Annotated in this window: 19 protein-coding genes and 1 pseudogene; 15 read left to right on the top strand and 5 right to left on the bottom strand. The window is 62.0% G+C overall.

The window, feature by feature from the left end:
* The first annotated feature begins 366 nt into the window (after positions 1-366).
* From ACHMXK_RS19650 to ACHMXK_RS19680, 7 genes are all read left to right on the top strand, one after another.
* The gene (locus ACHMXK_RS19650; RefSeq protein WP_397442202.1) at positions 367-1,491 is read left to right on the top strand and encodes a porin; all 1,125 of its coding nucleotides are present in this window, start codon (positions 367-369) and stop codon (positions 1,489-1,491) included.
* Positions 1,492-1,725: 234 nt separating this feature from the next.
* Positions 1,726-3,315 (top strand): threonine ammonia-lyase, biosynthetic, encoded by a 1,590-nt coding sequence (gene ilvA / locus ACHMXK_RS19655; RefSeq protein WP_397442203.1) that lies wholly within the window; start codon positions 1,726-1,728, stop codon positions 3,313-3,315.
* A 4-nt stretch (positions 3,316-3,319) separates the two neighbouring features.
* Positions 3,320-3,553, top strand: coding sequence for a cysteine-rich CWC family protein (locus ACHMXK_RS19660; protein ID WP_397442204.1), 234 nt, complete (start codon positions 3,320-3,322; stop codon positions 3,551-3,553).
* Positions 3,522-4,580 carry a nicotinate-nucleotide--dimethylbenzimidazole phosphoribosyltransferase gene (cobT, locus tag ACHMXK_RS19665; RefSeq protein WP_397442205.1) on the top strand — a complete coding sequence of 353 codons (1,059 nt, stop codon included), beginning with the start codon at positions 3,522-3,524 and terminating at the stop codon, positions 4,578-4,580. The genes ACHMXK_RS19660 and cobT overlap by 32 nt, the downstream gene beginning before the upstream one ends.
* Positions 4,577-5,422, top strand: coding sequence for an adenosylcobinamide-GDP ribazoletransferase (locus tag ACHMXK_RS19670; RefSeq protein WP_397442206.1), 846 nt, complete (start codon positions 4,577-4,579; stop codon positions 5,420-5,422). The genes cobT and ACHMXK_RS19670 overlap by 4 nt, the downstream gene beginning before the upstream one ends.
* Positions 5,419-6,009, top strand: coding sequence for a histidine phosphatase family protein (locus ACHMXK_RS19675; RefSeq protein WP_397442207.1), 591 nt, complete (start codon positions 5,419-5,421; stop codon positions 6,007-6,009). Before ACHMXK_RS19670 ends, ACHMXK_RS19675 begins: the two co-directional genes overlap by 4 nt.
* Before the next feature lie 12 nt (positions 6,010-6,021).
* On the top strand, positions 6,022-6,915 hold the full coding sequence (locus tag ACHMXK_RS19680) for a 5'-nucleotidase (RefSeq protein ID WP_397442208.1): 894 nt from the start codon (positions 6,022-6,024) through the stop codon (positions 6,913-6,915).
* A 4-nt stretch (positions 6,916-6,919) separates the two neighbouring features.
* Here the strand turns inward: ACHMXK_RS19680 and ACHMXK_RS19685 are convergent, their stop codons facing one another.
* Entirely contained in the window at positions 6,920-7,732 is an 813-nt protein-coding gene (locus tag ACHMXK_RS19685) for a crotonase/enoyl-CoA hydratase family protein (protein ID WP_397442209.1), read from the bottom strand.
* 97 nt (positions 7,733-7,829) lie between these two features.
* Between ACHMXK_RS19685 and ACHMXK_RS19690 the strand changes: the two genes are divergently transcribed.
* Positions 7,830-9,641 carry an ABC transporter ATP-binding protein/permease gene (locus ACHMXK_RS19690; protein ID WP_397442210.1) on the top strand — a complete coding sequence of 604 codons (1,812 nt, stop codon included), beginning with the start codon at positions 7,830-7,832 and terminating at the stop codon, positions 9,639-9,641.
* A gap of 23 nt (positions 9,642-9,664) precedes the next feature.
* Here ACHMXK_RS19690 and queC read toward each other — a convergent pair whose 3' ends face one another.
* The gene (queC, locus tag ACHMXK_RS19695) at positions 9,665-10,372 is read right to left on the bottom strand and encodes a 7-cyano-7-deazaguanine synthase QueC (RefSeq protein WP_397442211.1); all 708 of its coding nucleotides are present in this window, start codon (positions 10,370-10,372) and stop codon (positions 9,665-9,667) included.
* Positions 10,373-10,441: 69 nt separating this feature from the next.
* Positions 10,442-11,734: a D-amino acid dehydrogenase gene (locus ACHMXK_RS19700; RefSeq protein ID WP_397442212.1), complete on the bottom strand. Its 1,293-nt coding sequence runs from the start codon at positions 11,732-11,734 to the stop codon at positions 10,442-10,444.
* Between the two features lie 197 nt (positions 11,735-11,931).
* On the opposite strand from ACHMXK_RS19700, the gene ACHMXK_RS19705 reads away from it, so the two are divergent.
* Positions 11,932-12,408: a peptidylprolyl isomerase gene (locus ACHMXK_RS19705; protein ID WP_397442213.1), complete on the top strand. Its 477-nt coding sequence runs from the start codon at positions 11,932-11,934 to the stop codon at positions 12,406-12,408.
* 21 nt (positions 12,409-12,429) lie between these two features.
* Here ACHMXK_RS19705 and ACHMXK_RS19710 read toward each other — a convergent pair whose 3' ends face one another.
* Both ACHMXK_RS19710 and ACHMXK_RS19715 read right to left on the bottom strand, forming a co-directional pair.
* Positions 12,430-13,335 (bottom strand): LysR substrate-binding domain-containing protein, encoded by a 906-nt coding sequence (locus ACHMXK_RS19710; RefSeq protein ID WP_397442214.1) that lies wholly within the window; start codon positions 13,333-13,335, stop codon positions 12,430-12,432.
* A 73-nt stretch (positions 13,336-13,408) separates the two neighbouring features.
* Positions 13,409-14,202 (bottom strand): annotated as a pseudogene (locus ACHMXK_RS19715) (crotonase/enoyl-CoA hydratase family protein).
* A gap of 244 nt (positions 14,203-14,446) precedes the next feature.
* Here ACHMXK_RS19715 and ACHMXK_RS19720 point away from each other — a divergent pair.
* From ACHMXK_RS19720 to ACHMXK_RS19745, 6 genes are read left to right on the top strand one after another with little or no spacing between them, the layout of a single operon-like run.
* Positions 14,447-15,670 carry a CaiB/BaiF CoA transferase family protein gene (locus ACHMXK_RS19720; protein ID WP_397442215.1) on the top strand — a complete coding sequence of 408 codons (1,224 nt, stop codon included), beginning with the start codon at positions 14,447-14,449 and terminating at the stop codon, positions 15,668-15,670.
* Between the two features lie 44 nt (positions 15,671-15,714).
* Positions 15,715-16,689 (top strand): Bug family tripartite tricarboxylate transporter substrate binding protein, encoded by a 975-nt coding sequence (locus ACHMXK_RS19725; protein WP_397442216.1) that lies wholly within the window; start codon positions 15,715-15,717, stop codon positions 16,687-16,689.
* A gap of 4 nt (positions 16,690-16,693) precedes the next feature.
* Positions 16,694-17,155 carry a MaoC family dehydratase gene (locus ACHMXK_RS19730; RefSeq protein ID WP_397442217.1) on the top strand — a complete coding sequence of 154 codons (462 nt, stop codon included), beginning with the start codon at positions 16,694-16,696 and terminating at the stop codon, positions 17,153-17,155.
* Between the two features lie 20 nt (positions 17,156-17,175).
* Positions 17,176-17,970: an enoyl-CoA hydratase/isomerase family protein gene (locus tag ACHMXK_RS19735; RefSeq protein ID WP_397442218.1), complete on the top strand. Its 795-nt coding sequence runs from the start codon at positions 17,176-17,178 to the stop codon at positions 17,968-17,970.
* 20 nt (positions 17,971-17,990) lie between these two features.
* Positions 17,991-18,374 carry a Zn-ribbon domain-containing OB-fold protein gene (locus ACHMXK_RS19740; protein WP_397442219.1) on the top strand — a complete coding sequence of 128 codons (384 nt, stop codon included), beginning with the start codon at positions 17,991-17,993 and terminating at the stop codon, positions 18,372-18,374.
* Positions 18,374-19,531: a thiolase gene (locus tag ACHMXK_RS19745; protein WP_397442220.1), complete on the top strand. Its 1,158-nt coding sequence runs from the start codon at positions 18,374-18,376 to the stop codon at positions 19,529-19,531. Before ACHMXK_RS19740 ends, ACHMXK_RS19745 begins: the two co-directional genes overlap by 1 nt.
* The last annotated feature ends 11 nt before the right edge of the window (positions 19,532-19,542 follow it).

Raw genomic sequence — 19,542 nt, forward strand, 5'->3', positions numbered from 1 at the left:
GGTTGTCAGTCTAGCTTTCAATTCGATGACGTCGCGGCCTCAAGACGACTTGCAATGAAAGGCAAAACCATGAAGCACAAAAAAACCATATACCGTGCTTGCAAGTCACGAGGATGAATGCCATCAAAAGAATTCACCCAATCGTTCATATGGCGATAAGCCGCCTTGGAGGTGCGTGCAAAAAAGTACCCCTGTCAACGCCAAAAAGAATCTCAACTACAGCTGTCTCAGGAAGGCAACTGTCACGCATTTGTCATCAAAAAGTTCGCACCTCTTTGCTCTAATTAGTACGTCTTTCGCAATGAAAGTCAGCCCAAAGATCACAAGTTCTGGGATGTCATGTTTAACTTTAGAGAAACTCTTGCAATGAAAAAATCCCTTATTGCTCTGGCAGCCTTTGCCGCTGTCAGCGCCTTCGCTCAATCCTCCGTCACCCTGTCCGGCATCATCAAAGGCGGCGTGGCACAGACCAAATACTCGAACGGCCCAGCCGGCACCACCAATGGCAGCGGCCTGAGCGTTGCTGACGGTTCTTCGCGCTTCATCATCAGCGGCGCCGAAGACCTCGGCGGCGGCCTGAAGGCTGTGTTCCAGATCGACACGCGTTTCCGCGTGGACGACAATGGTGCCGCACCCACTTCCAGCCCCATCGCTACGGGTAACACCTTCGTCGGCCTGAGCGGTGGCCTTGGCATGATCCAGCTCGGCAAGCTGGACACGCACTACTGCCTGGGCCAGGACTCGCACGGTTCACGTGCCACCGCCTTCCAGGCCAGCAGTTGCGCCTTGCTCGGTTATGTGAATGGTGGCTCCTCCGCTCAATCCATCGCCAATGCCAGCCGCGCCACCAACACGATTCGCTACACGACACCGACCTTCTCCGGCTTCAAGGGCGAGTTGAACTACAGCACCGCCTTCAATGGTTCCGAAGGTGCTTTGGGCGATGCAGGCAAAGGTAAAGCGGTGTCTGCCAAACTGCTCTACGGCAATGGCCCGATCAAGGCTGGCTTCTCCGTGTGGGATGCCAAGTCGGAAGACCGTCGTGCTACCGCCACTCGTGGCGACCAAAAAGCCTACACGCTGTTTGGCGACTACGACTTTGGCGTGGCCACGGTTGGCCTGACCTATGACCAGTCGAAGCTGATTGCTGGCCTGATGACTGCTGCTGAATCGGAAACCAAGCGCAACGTCTGGTCTATCCCTGTGACCGTGCCACTGGGCGCAGGCACTTTCCTGTTCACCTACACCAAAGCCAGCGATCTCAAGGTTAACGGTACGACCCTTGCTGACTCCAGCTCTTCGCTGTGGTCCCTGGGCTACGATTATTCGCTGTCCAAGCGCACCTCGGTGGGTGTGTCTTACGCCAAGCTGAACAACAAGGCCAACGCCGGCTACGCGCTGTATGGTCAAGGTTCCGCCAATGGCACACCTAACAACGGCGTTGGTCAGGATGCCAGTCAGCTGTATGTGGGCATTCGCCACGCTTTCTGATCCCAGGCTGGCGTAAGCCAGCTTTAGTTTTGTCTCCAAGGTTTTTACAGCCACCTCTCCTCCGGACGGGTGGCTTTTTTTATGTCGGCCCACTTGAAAAAAAAAGCGGGGCAGACCTCTTTTCAAAAGTGATGCGAGCAAACACAGGTTTGCAGACGACGGCATGCGCATCCAACGGCCACCCGGACTGAGGAAAGGGCGAAACCCTACAATGATCCAGTGAAAGAGCGAACCATGACATCCACCCCCCAAAAAAAATCCTCGCCCAAGGCAGCCGACCTCAGCCCGGCCGACTACCTCAAGAAAATTCTGACGGCCCGTGTTTATGACGTTGCCGTGGAGTCCGGCCTGGAACCCGCGAAAAACCTGAGCCGGCGTGTGCACAACACCGTCTTGCTCAAGCGCGAAGACCAGCAGCCGGTGTTCAGTTTCAAGCTGCGCGGCGCCTACAACAAGATGGCGCACCTGAGCCCCGCCCAGCTCAAAAAAGGCGTGATTTGTGCCTCGGCCGGCAACCATGCGCAAGGTGTGGCGCTGGGTGCACACAAGCTGGGCACCCGCGCGGTGATCGTGATGCCGGTGACCACACCGCAGGTCAAGGTCGACGCGGTCAAGGCGCTGGGTGGCGAGGTGATCCTGCATGGCGACAGTTATTCGGATGCCCATGGACATGCGGTCGCGCTGGAGAAAAAAAACGGCCTGACTTTTGTGCACCCGTTTGACGACCCGGACGTGATCGCCGGCCAGGGCACGATTGCCATGGAAATCCTGCGGCAAATCCAGACCATAGGCAAAGGTTCGCTGGACGCGGTGTTTGTGGCCATAGGCGGCGGCGGCCTGATTTCCGGCGTGGCCAACTACATCAAGGCGGTGCGACCCGAGGTCAAGGTCATCGGTGTGCAAATGAGCGACTCGAACGCGATGTTGCAGTCCGTCGGCGCTGGCAAACGCGTGACGCTGCCCGATGTCGGCCTGTTTGCCGACGGCACCGCCGTCAAGCTGGTCGGCGAAGAAACCTTTCGCATCGCCCGTGAGCTGGTCGATGAATTCATCACGGTGGACACCGACGCCGTCTGCGCCGCCATCAAGGACGTGTTTATCGACACGCGCAGCATTGTCGAGCCCTCCGGCGCGATGAGTGTGGCCGCCATCAAGCAATACGTCGCCACGCACAAAACCAAGGGCGAGACCTACGCCGCCATTTTGTGCGGCGCGAACATGAATTTTGACCGCCTGCGTTTTGTCGCCGAACGCGCTGAAGTGGGCGAAGAGCGCGAAGCGCTGTTTGCCGTGACGATTCCCGAGGAGCGCGGCAGCTTCAGGCGTTTTTGCGAGCTGATTGGCGAGTTGCCGGGCGGCCCGCGCAGCGTGACCGAGTTCAACTACCGCATCAGCGACGCAGCCCAAGCCCATGTGTTTGTCGGCCTGACCACCCACGGCAAGGGCGAAAGTAGCAAGATCGCCAACAACTTCAGCAAGCATGGCTTCAAGTCGCTGGATTTGACCCATGACGACCTGGCCAAGGAACATATCCGCCACATGGTGGGCGGGCACACGGCGCTCTCCAAAGACGAACGTCTGCTGCGTTTTGTGTTTCCCGAGCGGCCAGGCGCGCTGATGAAGTTTTTGTCGACCATGAAGCCCGGCTGGAACATCTCCCTGTTCCACTACCGCAACCAGGGCGCGGACTACGGCCGCATCCTGGTCGGGTTGCAGGTGCCCAAGGCCGACAACAAGGCCTTCAAGACCTTCCTCGACACGCTGGGTTACCCGCACGTCGAAGAAACCGACAACCCGGTTTACCGGCTGTTCCTGCAAGCTTAAGACTATGACCACCCCACTTGCCTCCTCCGTTTGTCCAGGATGCGGCACCGCCTTCCGCTGCGGCATGGTGGCCGGTGATGCCAAGTGCTGGTGTGTCAAGCTGCCCCACGTGATGCCGGTGCCCGCCGCCAGACCTGCCTCCAGCCGCAACGCCGCACCAGCTTCCTGCTATTGCCCCGTCTGCCTGCAACAAAAACTCATTGCCGATGCAACATCCCGCCTTCCTGCCCACGATTGAACCCACCGCCAACGCCGCCTTGCAAGCCCGGCTGCAGCACAAGATAGACCACAAGACGAAACCACTGGGCGCCCTCGGCCAGCTCGAAACCCTGGCGCTGCAAATTGGCTTGATCCAGCGCAGCGAGACCCTGGCTTTCCAGTCGCCGCAAATGGTGGTGTTTGCCGCCGACCACGGCATTGCCAGCGAAGGTGTGTCGGCTTTTCCGCAAGGTGTGACGGTACAGATGGTGGGCAATATGCTGGCCGGCGGTGCCGCCATCAATGTGTTCGCCCGCCAGCACGGTTTTGCCCTGCAGGTGGTGGACGCCGGTGTGGCCGCTGACCTGGCCGACCACCCGCAACTGCTGAAACGAAAAATCGCACTCGGCACCCACAACCTCTGCGAAGGCCCGGCCATGTCGCTGGTGCAAGCCGAGGCGGCACTGCAGGCCGGCATAGCCATCGTGCAAAACCTGCCCGGCAACATCGTGGCTTTCGGAGAAATGGGCATTGCCAACACCTCGCCAGCGGCCCTGCTGCTGGCCCGGCTCTCTGGCCTGTCGATCGCCGACGTGGTCGGGCGCGGCACCGGCCTGGACGATGCGCAACTGAAACACAAACAAGCCGTCTTGGCCCGCGCCCTGGTCCGCCATGCGGATGTGCACCAGCCCCTGCCCGTGCTGGCTGCGTTAGGCGGCTTTGAAATCGCCATGATGACAGGCGCCATGCTGCAGGCCGCCAGCGAACGCCGCGTGCTGCTGGTGGACGGGTTTATTGCCGGCGCAGCGGCTCTGGTGGCCCACGCCCTGGTGCCGGCCGCCAAGGACTACATGGTGTTTTGCCACCGCTCGGCCGAACGCGGCCACCATTTGCTGCTGGCCCAGTTGCAGGCCAAGGCGCTGTTGGACCTGGACATGCGCCTGGGCGAAGGCACGGGCGCCCTGCTGGCCTGGCCGCTGCTGCAGTCGGCGGCGCTGTTCATGGCAGAGATGGCCAGTTTTGATTCGGCCGGGGTCAGTGGCAAAACCGGGGCAACACCCGCATGAGCCAGTTCCTGCGTCACTACCTGCTGGCGGTCCAGTTTTTCACCCGTATTCCAGTCACCGGCCGACTCGCCAACTGGGTCGGTTACAGCCCGACCATGTTGCGCGCCAGCGCTGCACATTTCCCCGGCATAGGCTGGCTGGTTGGAGCAGCGGCGGCGGGAGTTTATCTCTTGCTGCTGGCGCTGCTGCCGTCCACGGTGTTCACGCCGCTGGTGGCCGCCACCTTGTCCACCGTCACCTCGGTCTTGCTGACCGGTGCTTTTCATGAAGACGGCCTGGCCGACGTGGCCGACGGTCTGGGCGGCAGCCAGGACCCGCAGCGCGCCCTGGAGATCATGAAAGACTCACGTGTAGGCGCCTTCGGTGCGCTGGCGCTGGTGCTGGTGTTGGCCTGCAAACTGGCTTTGCTGGCCCTGCTGGGCGCCGCCGAAAGCGACCTGTCCGGCGCCGACGAGGCCGAAGAACTGATTCAGGGCTGGCTGGTGGCCGGCGGGCTGTTTACCGCCCACGTGGTCTCGCGCGGCCTGCCGCTGCTGCTGATCCGCCTGTTGCCGCATGTGGGTGATGCCGCCAGCTCCAAATCCAAACCCCTGGCCGACCAGATCACCTTGCCCGCCCTGGGCGCCGCCTTTATCTGGTGTTTTCTGGCACTGGCCCTGGCCAGCTATGTGCTGGACGCTACAAGTTTGATAGTCGCCTGCAGCCTGGCCATGCTCGCCCTGTTGTGGATGGGCCGGCTGTTCTGGCATCGGCTGCAGGGTTTTACCGGTGACTGCCTGGGCGCGGCGCAACAGGTTTGCGAGATTGCGTTTTACCTAGGCTTGGCGGTCAGTTTGTCATGACGCTCTGGCTGGTGCGCCATGCGCAGGTGCTGCTGGCGCCCGGCACCTGTTACGGCGCACTGGATGTGGCCGCCGACCCCGACGCCACCCGGCAATGCGCGGTGGCCCTGGCCGCGGTGTTGCCGCAGGGTGCGGCCGTCAGCACCTCGCCGCTACAAAGATGTGAGCAGCTTGCGCTGATTCTGCTTGGGCTGCGGCCCGATTTGACCCTTAAAAATGACGCCCGCCTGCAGGAAATGAACTTCGGCGCCTGGGAAGGTCAACCTTGGGCCGAACTCGGCCAGCCCGCGCTGGACGCCTGGACCGCCCGATTTGCAGACCACGTGGTCGGCGGCCACGGTGAAAGCGTGAGCGCCGTGATGGCGCGGGTGGCCCAGGCTTTTGACGAGTTGCCGGCCGCAAGCACCCCGGATGTGGTCTGGATCACCCACGCCGGTATCATCCGCGCCACCCAACTGCTGGCCCAGGGCATACGGCAGGTGACACGCGCCGACCAGTGGCCGCAGGAAGGTGTCGCCTGCGGGCAATGGCGCACCTTAACCCTGGCGCCCACGACGCCGGCGTTACAGTCAACGCATCCAACGTGAACAGGTAAACCCATGGCAGCCAATCTGGACGGACAACTGGTGGTGGCGATTTCATCGCGCGCCCTGTTTGACCTTGAAGAAGAAAACCGCGTTTTCGAGCAGGCCGACGACCGCGCCTACATGAAGCTGCAACTGGACCGGCTGGAGCATCCCGCCAAACCCGGCGTGGCTTTTTCGCTGGTCAAAAAGCTGCTGGCCTTCAACACCGATGTCAAACGTGTGGAAGTGGTCATGTTGTCGCGCAACGACCCGGTTTCCGGCCTGCGGATTTTCCGCTCGGCCGAGGTCAACAAACTGCCGCTGGAGCGCGGTGTGTTCACCAAGGGCCGTGCGCCTTACGACTACCTGCGTTCGCTGCAGGCCAACTTGTTTTTATCGGCCAACCCGCAAGACGTACGCGCCGCACTCAACGCCGGTTTTGCGGCCGCCACGGTGGCCACGCATGCGGTGCACGCCAAAAACACCTATCCCAACGAAGTGCGTATTGCCTTTGACGGCGACGCCGTGTTGTTTTCCGACCAGGCCGAGCGCGTGTTTCAAAAAGACGGGCTGGACGCCTTCCAGAAACACGAACGCAAGCTGGCCAGCAAACCGCTGCCCCCCGGCCCCTTCATGCCCTTGCTGAAGGCGCTGCACCGGCTGCAGCAGGCCGGCACGCCGCATATCCGCATCCGCACAGCCCTGGTGACAGCGCGCGGCCTGGCCACCGCCGACCGCGCGATACGCACCTTGATGGACTGGAACATCGAGGTCGATGAAGCCATGTTTCTGGGCGGTTTGGCGAAATCGGAGTTTTTGCGCGAGTTCGAACCCGACTTCTTTTTTGACGACCAGACCGGCCACGTCGACGCCGCCGCCCAACATGTGCCCGCCGGCCATGTGGCCAGCGGCGTGTCCAACCCCTGAGCGCTTATTTGCCCTGAAAGCGGGCCTGGCGTTTTTCGATGAAGGAACGCAGGCCTTCGGCGGCATCGTCGCTGCGCGACAAGCCCTGCTGCACCGCCATGAAGTCCTGCATCGCCAGGGTGGCGCCATGCTCCACCGCTTTCAGCGCATTTTTCCGCGTGGCGATCACGGCCAGCGGCGCCTGCTCGGCAATCAGCCCGGCGATCCGCAGTGCTTCGTCCAATACTTGCCCGCGCGGCACCACCTTCTGCACAAAGTTCAGCCTCAAGGCCTCGGCACTGCCAAACTCATCCCCCGTCAGCAAATGCAGCAAGGCATTGCCCAGGCCAGCCCGCTCGGCCATACGCAAGGTGGCGCCGCCGGTGGCCATGATGCCGCGTTTGACCTCCAGCTGGGAAAATCGGCAGTCCTCCGCCGCCACCACGATGTCGGCCGCCAGCATCAGCTCGATGCCCAGCGTGTAGGTGATGCCCTGCACCGCCACCACCATGGGTTTGCTGCGACGGCGGTAACCCTCCATGCCCAGATCCAGCGGATCCACCAGCCCCAGCGGCACGGCTTTTTCGCCGCGTTGCATCAGCGGTGCAATGGTCGGCAGGTCCAGGCCGGCCGTGAAGTGATCGCCCAGCGCATGTAACACCCCGACCCGCAGCGCCGGGTCGTCGTCCAGCCGGGTATAAGCCTGGCCCAGCTCGCGAAACATCTTGGGCGTGAAGCCGTTGCGTTTGGCCGGCCGGTTGATGGCGATCAGCAGCAAGGGGCCGCGCACCGTGCAGTCGATGCTGCCTTCGGGAGAAGGAGAGGTGGAGGTGTTCATGCGCTCATCCTAGCGGCATCCCCGGCCGCGCCGCATCGCCCCGGCGACAGGCTGGGCACTACACTGGCTTTCATTTCCGCTTTCAAGGACGAGACCCATGCCTTCGACGCCTTCGTTACCCGCCGTAGCCGGCAAGTTCAGCGCCTTCAAGGACTTCTGCGGCAAAGCCTGGGCGCTGACCGCGCCCTACTTCCGGTCCGAGGACAAATGGAAGGCGCGCGGCCTGCTGCTGGCCATCGTGCTGCTCAACCTGGGCGCGGTCTACATGCTGGTGCTGCTCAACGATTGGAACCGCGTGTTCTACGACGCCGTGCAGGAAAAAAACCAGCCGGTGTTCTGGGTGCAGCTCGGGCGTTTCACCTACCTGGCGTTTGCCTTCATCATCATCGCGGTCTACCGCTCCTACCTCACGCAACTGCTGCAAATCCGCTGGCGCGCCTGGATGACCGCGCATTACCTGCAGCGCTGGCTGGCCAACCATGCTTTTTACAAGATGGAGCTGGCGCGTTACGCCGAGTCGGGCAGCCATCCGGCCACGCCAGACAACCCCGACCAGCGTCTGCAGGAGGACTTGAACCTGTTCACTGGTTACACCCTGTCGCTGAGCATGGGCTTGCTCAATGCGGTGGTCACGCTGCTGAGTTTTGTCGGCATCCTCTGGAGCTTGTCGGGACCGTTTGCCTTCAGCCTGGGCGGCAGCAGCTTCAACATTCCCGGTTTCATGGTCTGGATGGCGGTGTTGTATTGCGTGGTCGGCAGCGTCATCACGCATTACATAGGCCGGCCGCAGATCAAGCTCAATTTCATGCAACAGCGTTACGAGGCCGACTTTCGCCACCATCTGGTGCGGGTGCGCGAATACAGCGAATCGATTGCGCTGGACAAAGGCGAAGCCGTCGAACGCACGCAACTGGACACGCGTTTTTCAGCGGTGCTGGGCAACTACCTGAGCCTGATCAAAAAGCAGAAAAACCTGAGCTGGTTCACCAACTTTTTCGGCCAGGCCGCCGTGGTGTTTCCCTTCATTGTGGCCGCGCCGCGCTTTTTCAGCGGCGCCATCCAGCTCGGCCAGTTGATGCAGATTGCCTCGGCTTTCGGCCGGGTGCAGGATTCGCTGAGCTGGTTCGTCGACAACTACGCCAGCTTGGCTGCCTGGCGCGCCACCACCGACCGTTTGACCAGTTTTGAAGAGAGTTTTAAGGCGCTAGCCCAGTCCGAACGGGCGCAATCAGCTATCAATACAGTAGCAACTGGCGACGCCACATCTGCACTGGCGACGCAGGACCTGACCCTGGCCTTGCCGACCGGCACGGTCTTGCTGGCGAATGTGTCCCTGCACGCCGACGCCGGCGACAACGTGCTCTTGAAAGGCCCGTCAGGCAGCGGCAAATCCACGCTGTTCCGCGCTTTTGCCGGCATCTGGCCTTTCAGCCGCGGCCGCACCAGCTTGCCGGGCAATACCATGTTTATTCCGCAGCGCCCCTACTTCCCGGACGGTCGTTTGCGCGACGCACTGGCCTACCCGCAGCCCGCCACGACCTACAGCGACGAGGCCTTGCGCCAGGCGTTGACCGACGCTCTATTGCCGCAACTGGCGGACCTGCTCGACGAGGAGGATGCCTGGAGCCAAAAGCTGTCGGGCGGCGAGCAGCAGCGTCTGGCGATTGCCCGCGTGTTCCTGAAAAATCCGACCTGGCTGTTTGCCGACGAAGCCACCAGCGCGCTCGACGAGGCGGCCGAAAAAACCCTGTACGAGCGGCTGCTGGCCCGGATCCAGAAGGCTGGCGGCGCGATGGTGTCGATCGCGCATCGGCCTGCGGTTGCGGCTTTTCACGGCCGGCAGTGGGAAATGGAAAAACTGCCCGAAGGCTCGCCAGCGCTTTACCAGCTCAAGCAAACCCGTATCTGAGCACTGCCCAAGAGGCCGTGAACTTAGGGCTTGGGCAAAGCCGCCGAATAGGACGTATGGCCGCGCGCACGCAGCTCGCAGGCCGGGCACTGGCCGCAGCCATAACCCCAGGCTTGGCGGTGTTCGCGGTCGCCCAAGTAACAGGTGTGGGTGTGTTCAACAATCAAGTCCACCAGCGGCTGGCCGCCCAGTACCTCGGCCAGCGCCCAGGTGGCGGCCTTGTCTATCCACATCAGCGGTGTTTCGATCAGAAACCGTTTGTCCATGCCTAAGGACAAGGCCAGTTGCATGGCTTTCATGGTGTCGTCGCGGCAATCGGGGTAGCCTGAAAAGTCGGTCTCGCAAACGCCGGTCACCAGCACCTGCAGGCCGCGCCGGTAGGCCAGCGCGGCGGCCAGGGTCAAAAACAGCAGGTTGCGCCCGGGCACAAAGGTGTTGGGCAGGCCCGAACTTTCCATCTTGAAGGCCATGTCGCGTGTCAGCGAGGTTTCGCTGACCTGGCCCAACACCGACAGGTCCAGCAAATGGTCATCGCCCAGCCTGGGCGCCCATTGCGGAAATTGCGCCCGGATCTCGCGCAGCACGTTCAGCCGCGCCTGCAACTCCACGCTGTGCCGCTGGCCGTAATCAAAGGCCACGGTTTCCACACGTTCGTATTTGGAGAGCGCCTGGGCCAGGCAGGTGGTGGAGTCCTGGCCCCCCGAAAACAGAACAAGGGCGGTGGTGTGCATGCGAAAGAAAACGTTGGGAAAAAGCCTATTGTGCCCCGCGCCCATACCGCGTGGGCAGCAGGGCGATCGTCAGGAAACGCCGAAAAACTTGAACGGTAACGCGGGGCGTTGTCCGTCCAGCAACTCGGCCATGGCTTTGCCCGAGCCGGCCCCGTGGGTCCAGCCCAAGGTGCCATGGCCGGCGTTGACCCAGAGTTTGTCCACCCGGGTTTTACCGATAAAAGGAATGTTGGTCGGTGTCGCCGGCCGCAGGCCGGCCCAGAAATGCGGCTGCCCGCCCTGCGCCACGGAGCGGGTGTCACAGACACCGGGCAGCACCTGTTCGACCCGGTCGGCCAGCATCTGGCAGCGGGCCTGGGCCAACGAGCTCTCGAGTGACAGGTCATAACCGGCCAATTCAATCGTTCCGGCCACACGCAAGTGGTCACCCAGACGGCTGATCGCACACTTGAATTCATCATCGATGGTGCTGACCCCAGGGCGCCTGTTCAGGCTTGAGCAGGCGAAAGGTGGCGCTGTAACCCTTGCCGGGTAAATCGGCAGGTCCACCCCGGCGGTCCGCAACAAAGGCGCGGTGTAGGAGCCGCAGGCAGCGACAAACGCATCGGCCTGCTTGGACAACGAAACACCGGTATGGCGGTTTTTGACCTTGACCGAACTCACGGCGCCACCCGCCGTCTCCAGCCGCAGGATGTCGTGGTCATACAAAAACTGCACACCCAGGGTTTCGCACTGGCGCGCCAGCGCCTGCGTGAACACCCGCGCGTCGCCGCTTTCGTCGCTGGCGGTATAAGTGGCGCCGACGATATGGGAAGCGAAGGCGCTGTAGGCCGGCTCTATGGCCAGCAGCTCCTCACGGCTGATGACCTGGCGCTGCACCCCAAATTTCTGCATCAAGGCCGCCGCATCGGCCGCTGCGTCCAGCGATGGCTGGTCGGTGAAATAGTGCGCAATGCCGCGCTCCAGCCGGTGGTAATCGATGCCGGTGACCGCCACGACGTCTTTCAAGGCTTCATGACTGTAGGCGCCCAGCGCCACAATCTGCGCCACATTGCGCTCAAACGCAGCGTCGTTGCACTGGCCCAGAAACTGCAGGCCCCAGCGCCACTGACGCCAGTCCAGCTGGGGCCGGAACAGCAAAGGCGCGTCACGGCGAAACATCCACTTCAGCAACTTGGCCGGCGCATCCCGGTTGGCCCAAGGCTCGCAATAACTGACGGAGATTTGCGCGGCGTTGGCAAAGCTGGTTTCGAGGGCTGCGCCGGGCTGACGCTCGACCACCGTGACCGCATGCCCACGGTTGGCCAGGTGCCAGGCCGTGCTCACGCCAATAATTCCGGCGCCCAAAACGATGATTTTCATGCCCGTTAGTCTGGAGGAGCCGGCCGCAAATGAACAGCCTTCTTTGAAAAATCAGCCGAAATGCCACGCGGCCGCCCCAGGCTCCTCACAAGCACGGATCAGGCAAAAAAACGGTCCTTAACAGCCCGCCCCGCGGATGTTGGCGTTTTGGCGCGAAAATGGCGGCCTGTTTCTCACACGCCCAAACCATCCCATTTATGAAAATCGAAAAAGACACCGCCGTCACCTTGCGTTACAAAGTGGCGGATGCCCAGGGCAAACTCCTGGAAGAAAGCCGCGAACCCATGGTTTATCTGCATGGGGGTTATGGCAACACCTTGCCCAAAATTGAAGAAGCGCTGGAAGGCAAAATGCCGGGCTACCAGACCACCTTGGCGCTGGAGCCGCAAGACGCCTTCGGCCTGCGCGATGAAAACCTGGTGCAATCCATCCCAAAAAGCCAGTTCCCACCGGGCGTGAAGGTCGGCGGTCAACTCGAAGGCCGGCGCGACGACGGCCAGCCCCAGGCTTTCACCGTGATGAAAATCAAGGGCGACACCGTGCTGCTGGATGGCAACCACCCGATGGCGGGCAAGGCCTTGCGTTTTACCCTGTCCGTGACCGAGGTGCGTGCCGCCAGCGAAGAAGAAATTGCACACCGCCACGTGCATGGCGAACACGGCCACCACCACTAAGACCTCGCGGGCAAGGGTGCGCTAGCGCCGCTTGTCCGGCACAAACTCGCGCGTGGCCAGCGCGCGAAAGCGGGCGGCGGCCGGGCTCTCGGTCTCGGCCAGGTAGGCCAGCGCCAGCCCGATGGCGGCCGCCGGCGGCACGTCCACCACGGGCCGGTAAACAATCTTGTCACTGACAAAACGCTGCATCACCGAGGGCACGAGGGCCACGCCCAAGCCGCTTTCCACCAGCGCCAGCACAGTCTGAATCTGAATGGCTTGTTGTGTCACGCGGGGGATGAAGCCGGCCTGCTGACAAGCCAGCATGGCTGTGCTGTGCAGGCCGGAGGCATAGGTGGGGGCGTACATGATGAAGGACTCGCCCGCCATGTCCAACAGCTTGAGCAGCCCCTTGTCAGCCAGGGCGTTGCCGCGGGGCAGCGCTGCAATGTATTCATCGTGCTCCAGCTGGACCAGCGTGGCCCTGGAGGCCTGCAGCAGCGGCACACGCACCAGGCCAATATCCAGGGCGTTGTCTTCCAGCTGCTGCATGATGTCCACCGAGGTGGCTTCACGCAGGATCAACTCCACGCCGGGGTATTCGGCGCGAAACAGCGGCAGCAGTTTTTGCAGCATGCCATAGGTGGTCGAGCCGACAAAACCGATCTGCAAGGTGCCGCCGGTTCCCTCTATCGTGCTTTTTGCCGTTTCGCGAAGCTGGTTGCCGTGGAACAGCAGCCGCTTGGCTTCCACCAGCACCGCCCGCCCGCTGGCCGTCAGCGTAACACCGGTGGATTCGCGGGCGAACAATTTGACGCCCAGCTCCGCTTCCAGCTTCTGGATCGAAACCGTCAGCGGCGGCTGCGCCATGTGCAGGCGTTCTGCCGCACGACGGAAATTAAGCGTCTCGGCAAGGATGACGAAGTGGCGTATGCGTCGCAGGTCCATGGGTTTGGCGGTATCGTTGCCGCCAAGCATAACTGAGCGTCCCGCCGCCGCCAGCACCCGGCCTGCGCGCACCTCAACCCTTGAAAACAGGGGGGCGCTTGGCCAGAAAGGCAGCGACCGCTTCCTTGTGGTCATCCGTCTGGTGCGACATCGCCTGAAAGGCCGAGGCCATTTCCAGCAAGGTGTCCAGACGTGTGTGCATGGCTTCCCGCAACAGCCGTTTGGTCAGGCGCACGGCATGGGCGGATTCGCCGCGATACGCGAAGCCAGCTCGTTCGCCGTGGCCAGCAACTGATCGGCAGGCACCACGCGCGACACCAGGCCCCAACTCGCCGCCAGGTCCGGCCCGATGACCTCCCCCGTGAAGGAGATCTCGGACGCACGCGACATGCCGATGATGCGGGGCAGCAGCCAGGCGCCGCCGTCGCCCGGAATGATCCCCAGCTTGACAAAACTTTCGGCAAATTTGGCATGTTCCGAGGCAATGCGGATATCGCACATGCAGGCGAGGTCCAGGCCCGCGCCAATGGCGGCACCATTAACCGCAGCGATGACCGGAACTTCGAGGTTGAACAAGGCCAGCGGCAGGCGCTGGATGCCAGTGCGGTATTCCTGGCGAATCTGCATGCCGCTGACCTCACCAGAAGCCTGCCGTTCCATGTCGCGGATGTCGCCGCCGGAGGAGAACGCCGTGCCGGCGCCGGTCAGGATGACGGCGCGCACGCTGCGGTCGTTGTGAATGCGGTCTATCGCGGCCAGAAAGTCCGGCACGGCCGAATTGCCGGTCAGCGGATTGCGGCGCTCGGGCTCGTTCATGGTCAGCGTGACCACGTGGCCTTGCTGTTCGTACAAAAGAAAGTCGGGCATGGGATGGGCCTCCTCAGGCTGTGTCATAGACCTCCAGCGTAGAGGATTTACCGCGCACAGTCCAATATCGTTAGTCAAAATATTGATACCAAACACGTATGGGTCAATGAATCTGATTTTTTGAATATCAAAGCGATCTCTCAAAAATTGATACTCAAACAATATCAATAACCAATTATTAAATATTGGACGGTATCAGCCACTCCTTCTATTCTTGCCTCATCGAAATAGACAGGAGTTCCCCATGAAAACGGCGTTAGGGCACCTCAAGGTGCTCGATTTGACCCGCATCCTTGCCGGCCCGTGGGCCACGCAAAACCTGGCAGACATGGGGGCGGAAGTCATCAAGATCGAGCGACCCGGCGTGGGCGATGACACCCGCTACTGGGGCCCTCCTTTCCTGAAAGACGCCGATGGCCGGGAAACCCGCGACTCCTCTTATTTCCTGAGCGCCAACCGCGGCAAACAATCGGTGACCGTCGATCTGGCCAGCCCGGACGGCCAGGAAATCATTCGCCAGTTGGTGCGCGACGCCGACATCCTGGTCGAAAACTACAAGGTCGGCACTTTGGCGCGTTACGGCCTGGCCTACGAGGACCTGCGCAAGATCAACCCTCGCCTGGTCTACTGTTCGGTCACCGGCTTCGGCCAGAGCGGCCCTTATGCGGCGCTGCCGGGTTACGACTATGTGTTTCAGGGCATGGGCGGCCTGATGAGCATCACCGGCATCCCCGACGGTGAACCCGGCGCGGCCCCTATGAAAAGCGGCATCGCCATCAGCGACCTGCTGACCGGCATGTACGCCACCACCGCCATCCTGGCCGCCATTGAACACCGGCGCGAAAGCGGTGAAGGCCAGTACATAGATATGTCCCTGCTGGACTGCATCGTCTCGATCAACTCCTACCAGGCGATCAACTACTTTCTGTCGGGCAAGATCCCGCAACGCATGGGCAATGCCCACTCCAACATGGTGCCTTACCAGGTGTTCCGCTGCAAAGAAGGCGACATCATCATTGCCGTCGGCAACGACGGCCAGTACGCGGCCTTCTGCAAGGTGATTGAGCGCCCGCTGCTGGCGACCGATCCGCTGTACACCAGCAGCGCGCAACGCAACCGCAACCGCACCACCCTGATCCCCCTGATCGCCGAAGCCATGCTGGCACGCACCATGGAAGAGTGGATCACCCTGCTGGAGGCCAACAACGTGCCCTGCGGCCCCATCAACAACATGAAACAGGTGTTCGAAGACCCGCAGGTCACCCATCGCGACATGCAGCTGTCCTTGCCGCACAACACCGGTGTGCATGCGCCCAGCGTCGCCAACCCGATCCGCCTGTCCGCCACGCCTATCCGTTATGAACGTTCGGCACCCACCTTGGGCGAGCACAACCAGGCCATCCTGCGCGATCGGCTCGGTCTGTCCGACGAACGTCTGGCCGAGCTGCAAGCCCGCGGCGTCGTCTGAACGCCCTCATCCCCACCCGACAACAACCCACCGGAGACTAAACCATGAGCATTCGATTCACTCGCCGCGCCGTTGCCGCTGCCTCCCTTTTCCTGGCCTTTGGCGGCTTCAGCGCCCAGGCACAGCAAGACGGACCTATCCGTTTTGTCGTGCCCTACCCCGCCGGCGGCGCTGCCGACCAGATCTCACGCCTGGTCGCCCAGGACGCCTCCCTCATTCTGGGTCGGCCCATCATCATCGACAACAAAGCCGGTGCAGCCGGCATGATCGCCGGTGAGGCCGTGGCACGTGCCGAGCCCGACGGCAAGACATTTTTCGTCGGCTCCAACGCACCGCTGGTCATCAATTCCGCGCTGTACGCCAAGATGCCGTATGACCCGGAAAAAGCCTTTCTTCCCGTGGCCGGCATGGGCAAGTCGCCCCTGCTGCTGGTCACCCGCAAGGAGTTGAAGGTCAACACCGTCAACGACTTGATCGCGCTGGGCAAAAAAGACCCGGGCAAGCTGACCATGGGCTCGGCCAGCAGCGGCAACATCACCCACCTCGCGGGTGAATACGCCAGCACGCTGATGGGCTTCAAGGTCACCCATGTGCCTTTCGCCGGCAGCGCCCCCGCCATCATGAGCATGATGGGCAACAACGTCGACATCATGTTTGATGCCTTGCCATCCTCCATGCAACAGGTCAAGGCCGGCAAGATCCACGCCCTGGCGATTCTCGACAACACGCGTTTTCCGCAACTGCCGAACATCCCCACCCTGAAAGAAGCCGGCTACCCGAACGCCGAGGCCAGCGCCTGGTTTGGCGTGGTTGCACCGGCACGCACCTCGCCAGCCATCATCAACGAGATGAACAAGGCTATCAACGAAGCACTCAAGAAACCCGAGTTGCTCGAAAAACTGCGCGCCATCGGCGCCCAGCCCATGCCCGGCTCACCAGAAGTATTTGGCAAATTCATTGCCGACGAACGTGCACGCTGGATTCCACTGGCCAAGTCGCTGGGCGTGAAAGCGGACTGACACCATGCAAAAAAGTTTCGACTCTATTGAGGCCATCAAGGCCTTTGTCGGTCAACCCGCCGTGAGCGGCGGCGCGATCACGGTGGACCAGGACATGATCAACGTGTTCGCCGGTGTGACGCAGGACAAGCAATGGATACACACCGATCCCGAGCGCGCCGCGACCGAGTCCCCCTTCAAGAGCACCATTGCTCACGGCCTGCTGACGCTGTCGCTGGTCACGGGCTGGTACCACCGCTGCTTTGCCTTTCCGAATCGCAAGATGGCGCTGAACTACGGCTTCGACAAGGTGCGCTTCACCGGCCCCGTGCCCAGCGGCTCGAAACTGGTAGGCCGCTTCCAGCTGGAGCGGGTGGATGACATCAAGCCGGATGAAGTGCGCTGTTTCTGGCATGTGGAAATCCACATTGAAGGCGCCGAACGGCCCGTGATGGTCGCCACCTGGCTCATGCAAATTCGCTACTGAACGACTGGAGAACCCACACCATGGCTGCCATAGAGATTAAACGGGTGGATGCAACCGCGGTTCTGACCATGAACCGGCCTGATCAGCGCAATGCGCTGGACTTCGCCATGCGGGAAGACTTCGCCGCCGCGGTGGCGGAGGTGCGCGACGACGAGTCGGTGCGCGCGATTGTGCTCACAGGCGCCGGCGGCCACTTTTGCGCCGGCGGCGACATCAAGACCATGGGCGAGCAGCAAGGAAAACGCGACATTTTCGAAGGTCGTGAACGTATCCGCAAAATCCACCGCTGGTTTGACGAACTGGTGGATCTGGAAAAACCCGTGATTGCCGCTGTGGATGGTGTGGCCTTTGGTGCCGGTCTGTCGCTGGCCCTGTGTGCCGACTTCGTGCTGGCCTCGCCACGCGCCAAGTTTTGCAGCGTGTTTGCGCGGCTGGGTTATATCCCGGACACGGGCGCGATGTACCTGCTGCCGCGCGCCATCGGCCTGTCACGCGCCAAGGACATGGTTTTTACCGGCCGTGTGGTCGGTGTCCAGGAGGCCAAAGAGATGGGCCTGGTGCAGACCATTTGCGAACAAGACTTGCTGCAATCGGCGCTGGACTTTGCAGAACGTTTCCACAGCGCGCCGACCGGGGCGCTGGGTATCGCCAAAAGCGTGATGAACCACGCTTTCGAATCCGACCGGAAAACGGTTTATGCACAGGAATCCATGGCACAAGCCATGTGCCGCGAAAGCGATTTCCACGAAGAAGCCGTGCGTCGCTTCCTGGCCAAGGAAGCCCCTTTGTACCAATGGCCTGATGCCAAACCCTGATTTGATGGAGGAGACTATTCATGACTGAGATCCGACCCGAGCAGGAATTTTTCGCCCACCTGGCGCAAGGAAAATTCATGCTCCAGCGTTCACGCAGCAGCGGCAAGTGCTTTTTTTACCCCCGTGTGGCAGAACCCGTCACGGGCGCACGCGACCTCGAATGGGTGGAGGCCTCGGGCCGGGGCACCGTTCATGCCACCACCGTGGTGCGTGTCAAACCACCGCAGCAGCCTTACAACGTGGTGCTGGTAGACCTGGAGGAAGGCCCACGCGTGATGAGCCGTGTCGAAGGTCTGGCGCCCGACGCGGTGTACATCGGCATGAAGGTGCAAGCCCGCATCGGGTCGCAGGATGAACGCCCTCTCCTGCTGTTCGACGCGGCCACAGACACAGGAAACAAGTGATGACACAAGACAAATTCCCGCGCGGCAAATCGGCCATCGTGGCTGCCGCCACCTATGGCATGGGCGAGTCCCCGGGCCGCAGTTCCATGGACCTCGCGGTGTCGGCCAGTTTGGGCGCGCTCGATCAGGTTGGCCTCAAACCTTCCGATGTCGACGGTCTGTTCATCGGTCTGCCCGACGATTTCCTGTCGGGCCTGACCTTTGCCGAATACCTGGGCATCCAGCCCCGGCTGACTGAAAACAACCGCACCGGCGGCTCGGCCTTTCTGACACATGCCATGTGGGCGGCGCTGGCCATCGAGGCCGGACAATGCGACGTGGCCCTGATTGCCTACGGCAGCAACCAGCGCACGGCTGCGGGCGGACTGGTCAGCGCCATGCGGCCGTCGGCCTATGAAGCGCCCTACAAACTGGGACGCCCGGTCGGCGCCTATGCGCTGGCGACCTCGCGCTACATGCACGAATATGGCCTGAAACGCGAGCAACTCGGCGAGGTCGCCCTGGCCGCACGCCGCTGGGCCCAGCTCAATCCCGATGCCTTCATGCGTGACCCGCTCACGATGGAAGACTACCTCAAGGCACGTCTGGTGTCGGACCCCATCAGCGTGCGCGACTGCTGCCTGGTCACCGACGGCGCGGCGGCCGTGGTCATGGTGAGTGCGGAACGCGCCAGACACCTGGCCAGGCGGCCGGTCTACCTGCTGGGCGCCGCCGCCGCCACCGACCACCGCGACATCACGTCCATGCCCGACCTGACCACCACGGCGGCGGTCTCCTCCGGTGCGCGGGCTTTTGCCCAGGCGGGGGTCAAACCGGCCGATATTGATGTGGTTGAGGTCTACGACGCCTTCACCATCAACACCATCCTGTTCCTGGAAGACCTGGGCTTTTGCAAGAAGGGCGAAGGCGGCGCCTTTGTGGAAAACGGTCGCATCGCCCCGGGCGGCGCCCTGCCCGTGAACACCAATGGCGGCGGCCTGTCCTGCGTCCATCCAGGCATGTACGGACTGTTCACCATGGTCGAGGCCACGCAGCAACTGATGGGGCAAGCTGGCGAGCGCCAGGTGAAAGACGCACAACTGGCCGTGGCCCACGGCAACGGCGGCGAACTCTCAAGCCAGGCCACGCTGGTCCTGGGCACCGAAGAAACACTTTAAGAAAGAACAGC

This window comes from Polaromonas sp. UC242_47, from assembly GCF_044452385.1.
Lineage (GTDB): Bacteria > Pseudomonadota > Gammaproteobacteria > Burkholderiales > Burkholderiaceae_C > Polaromonas.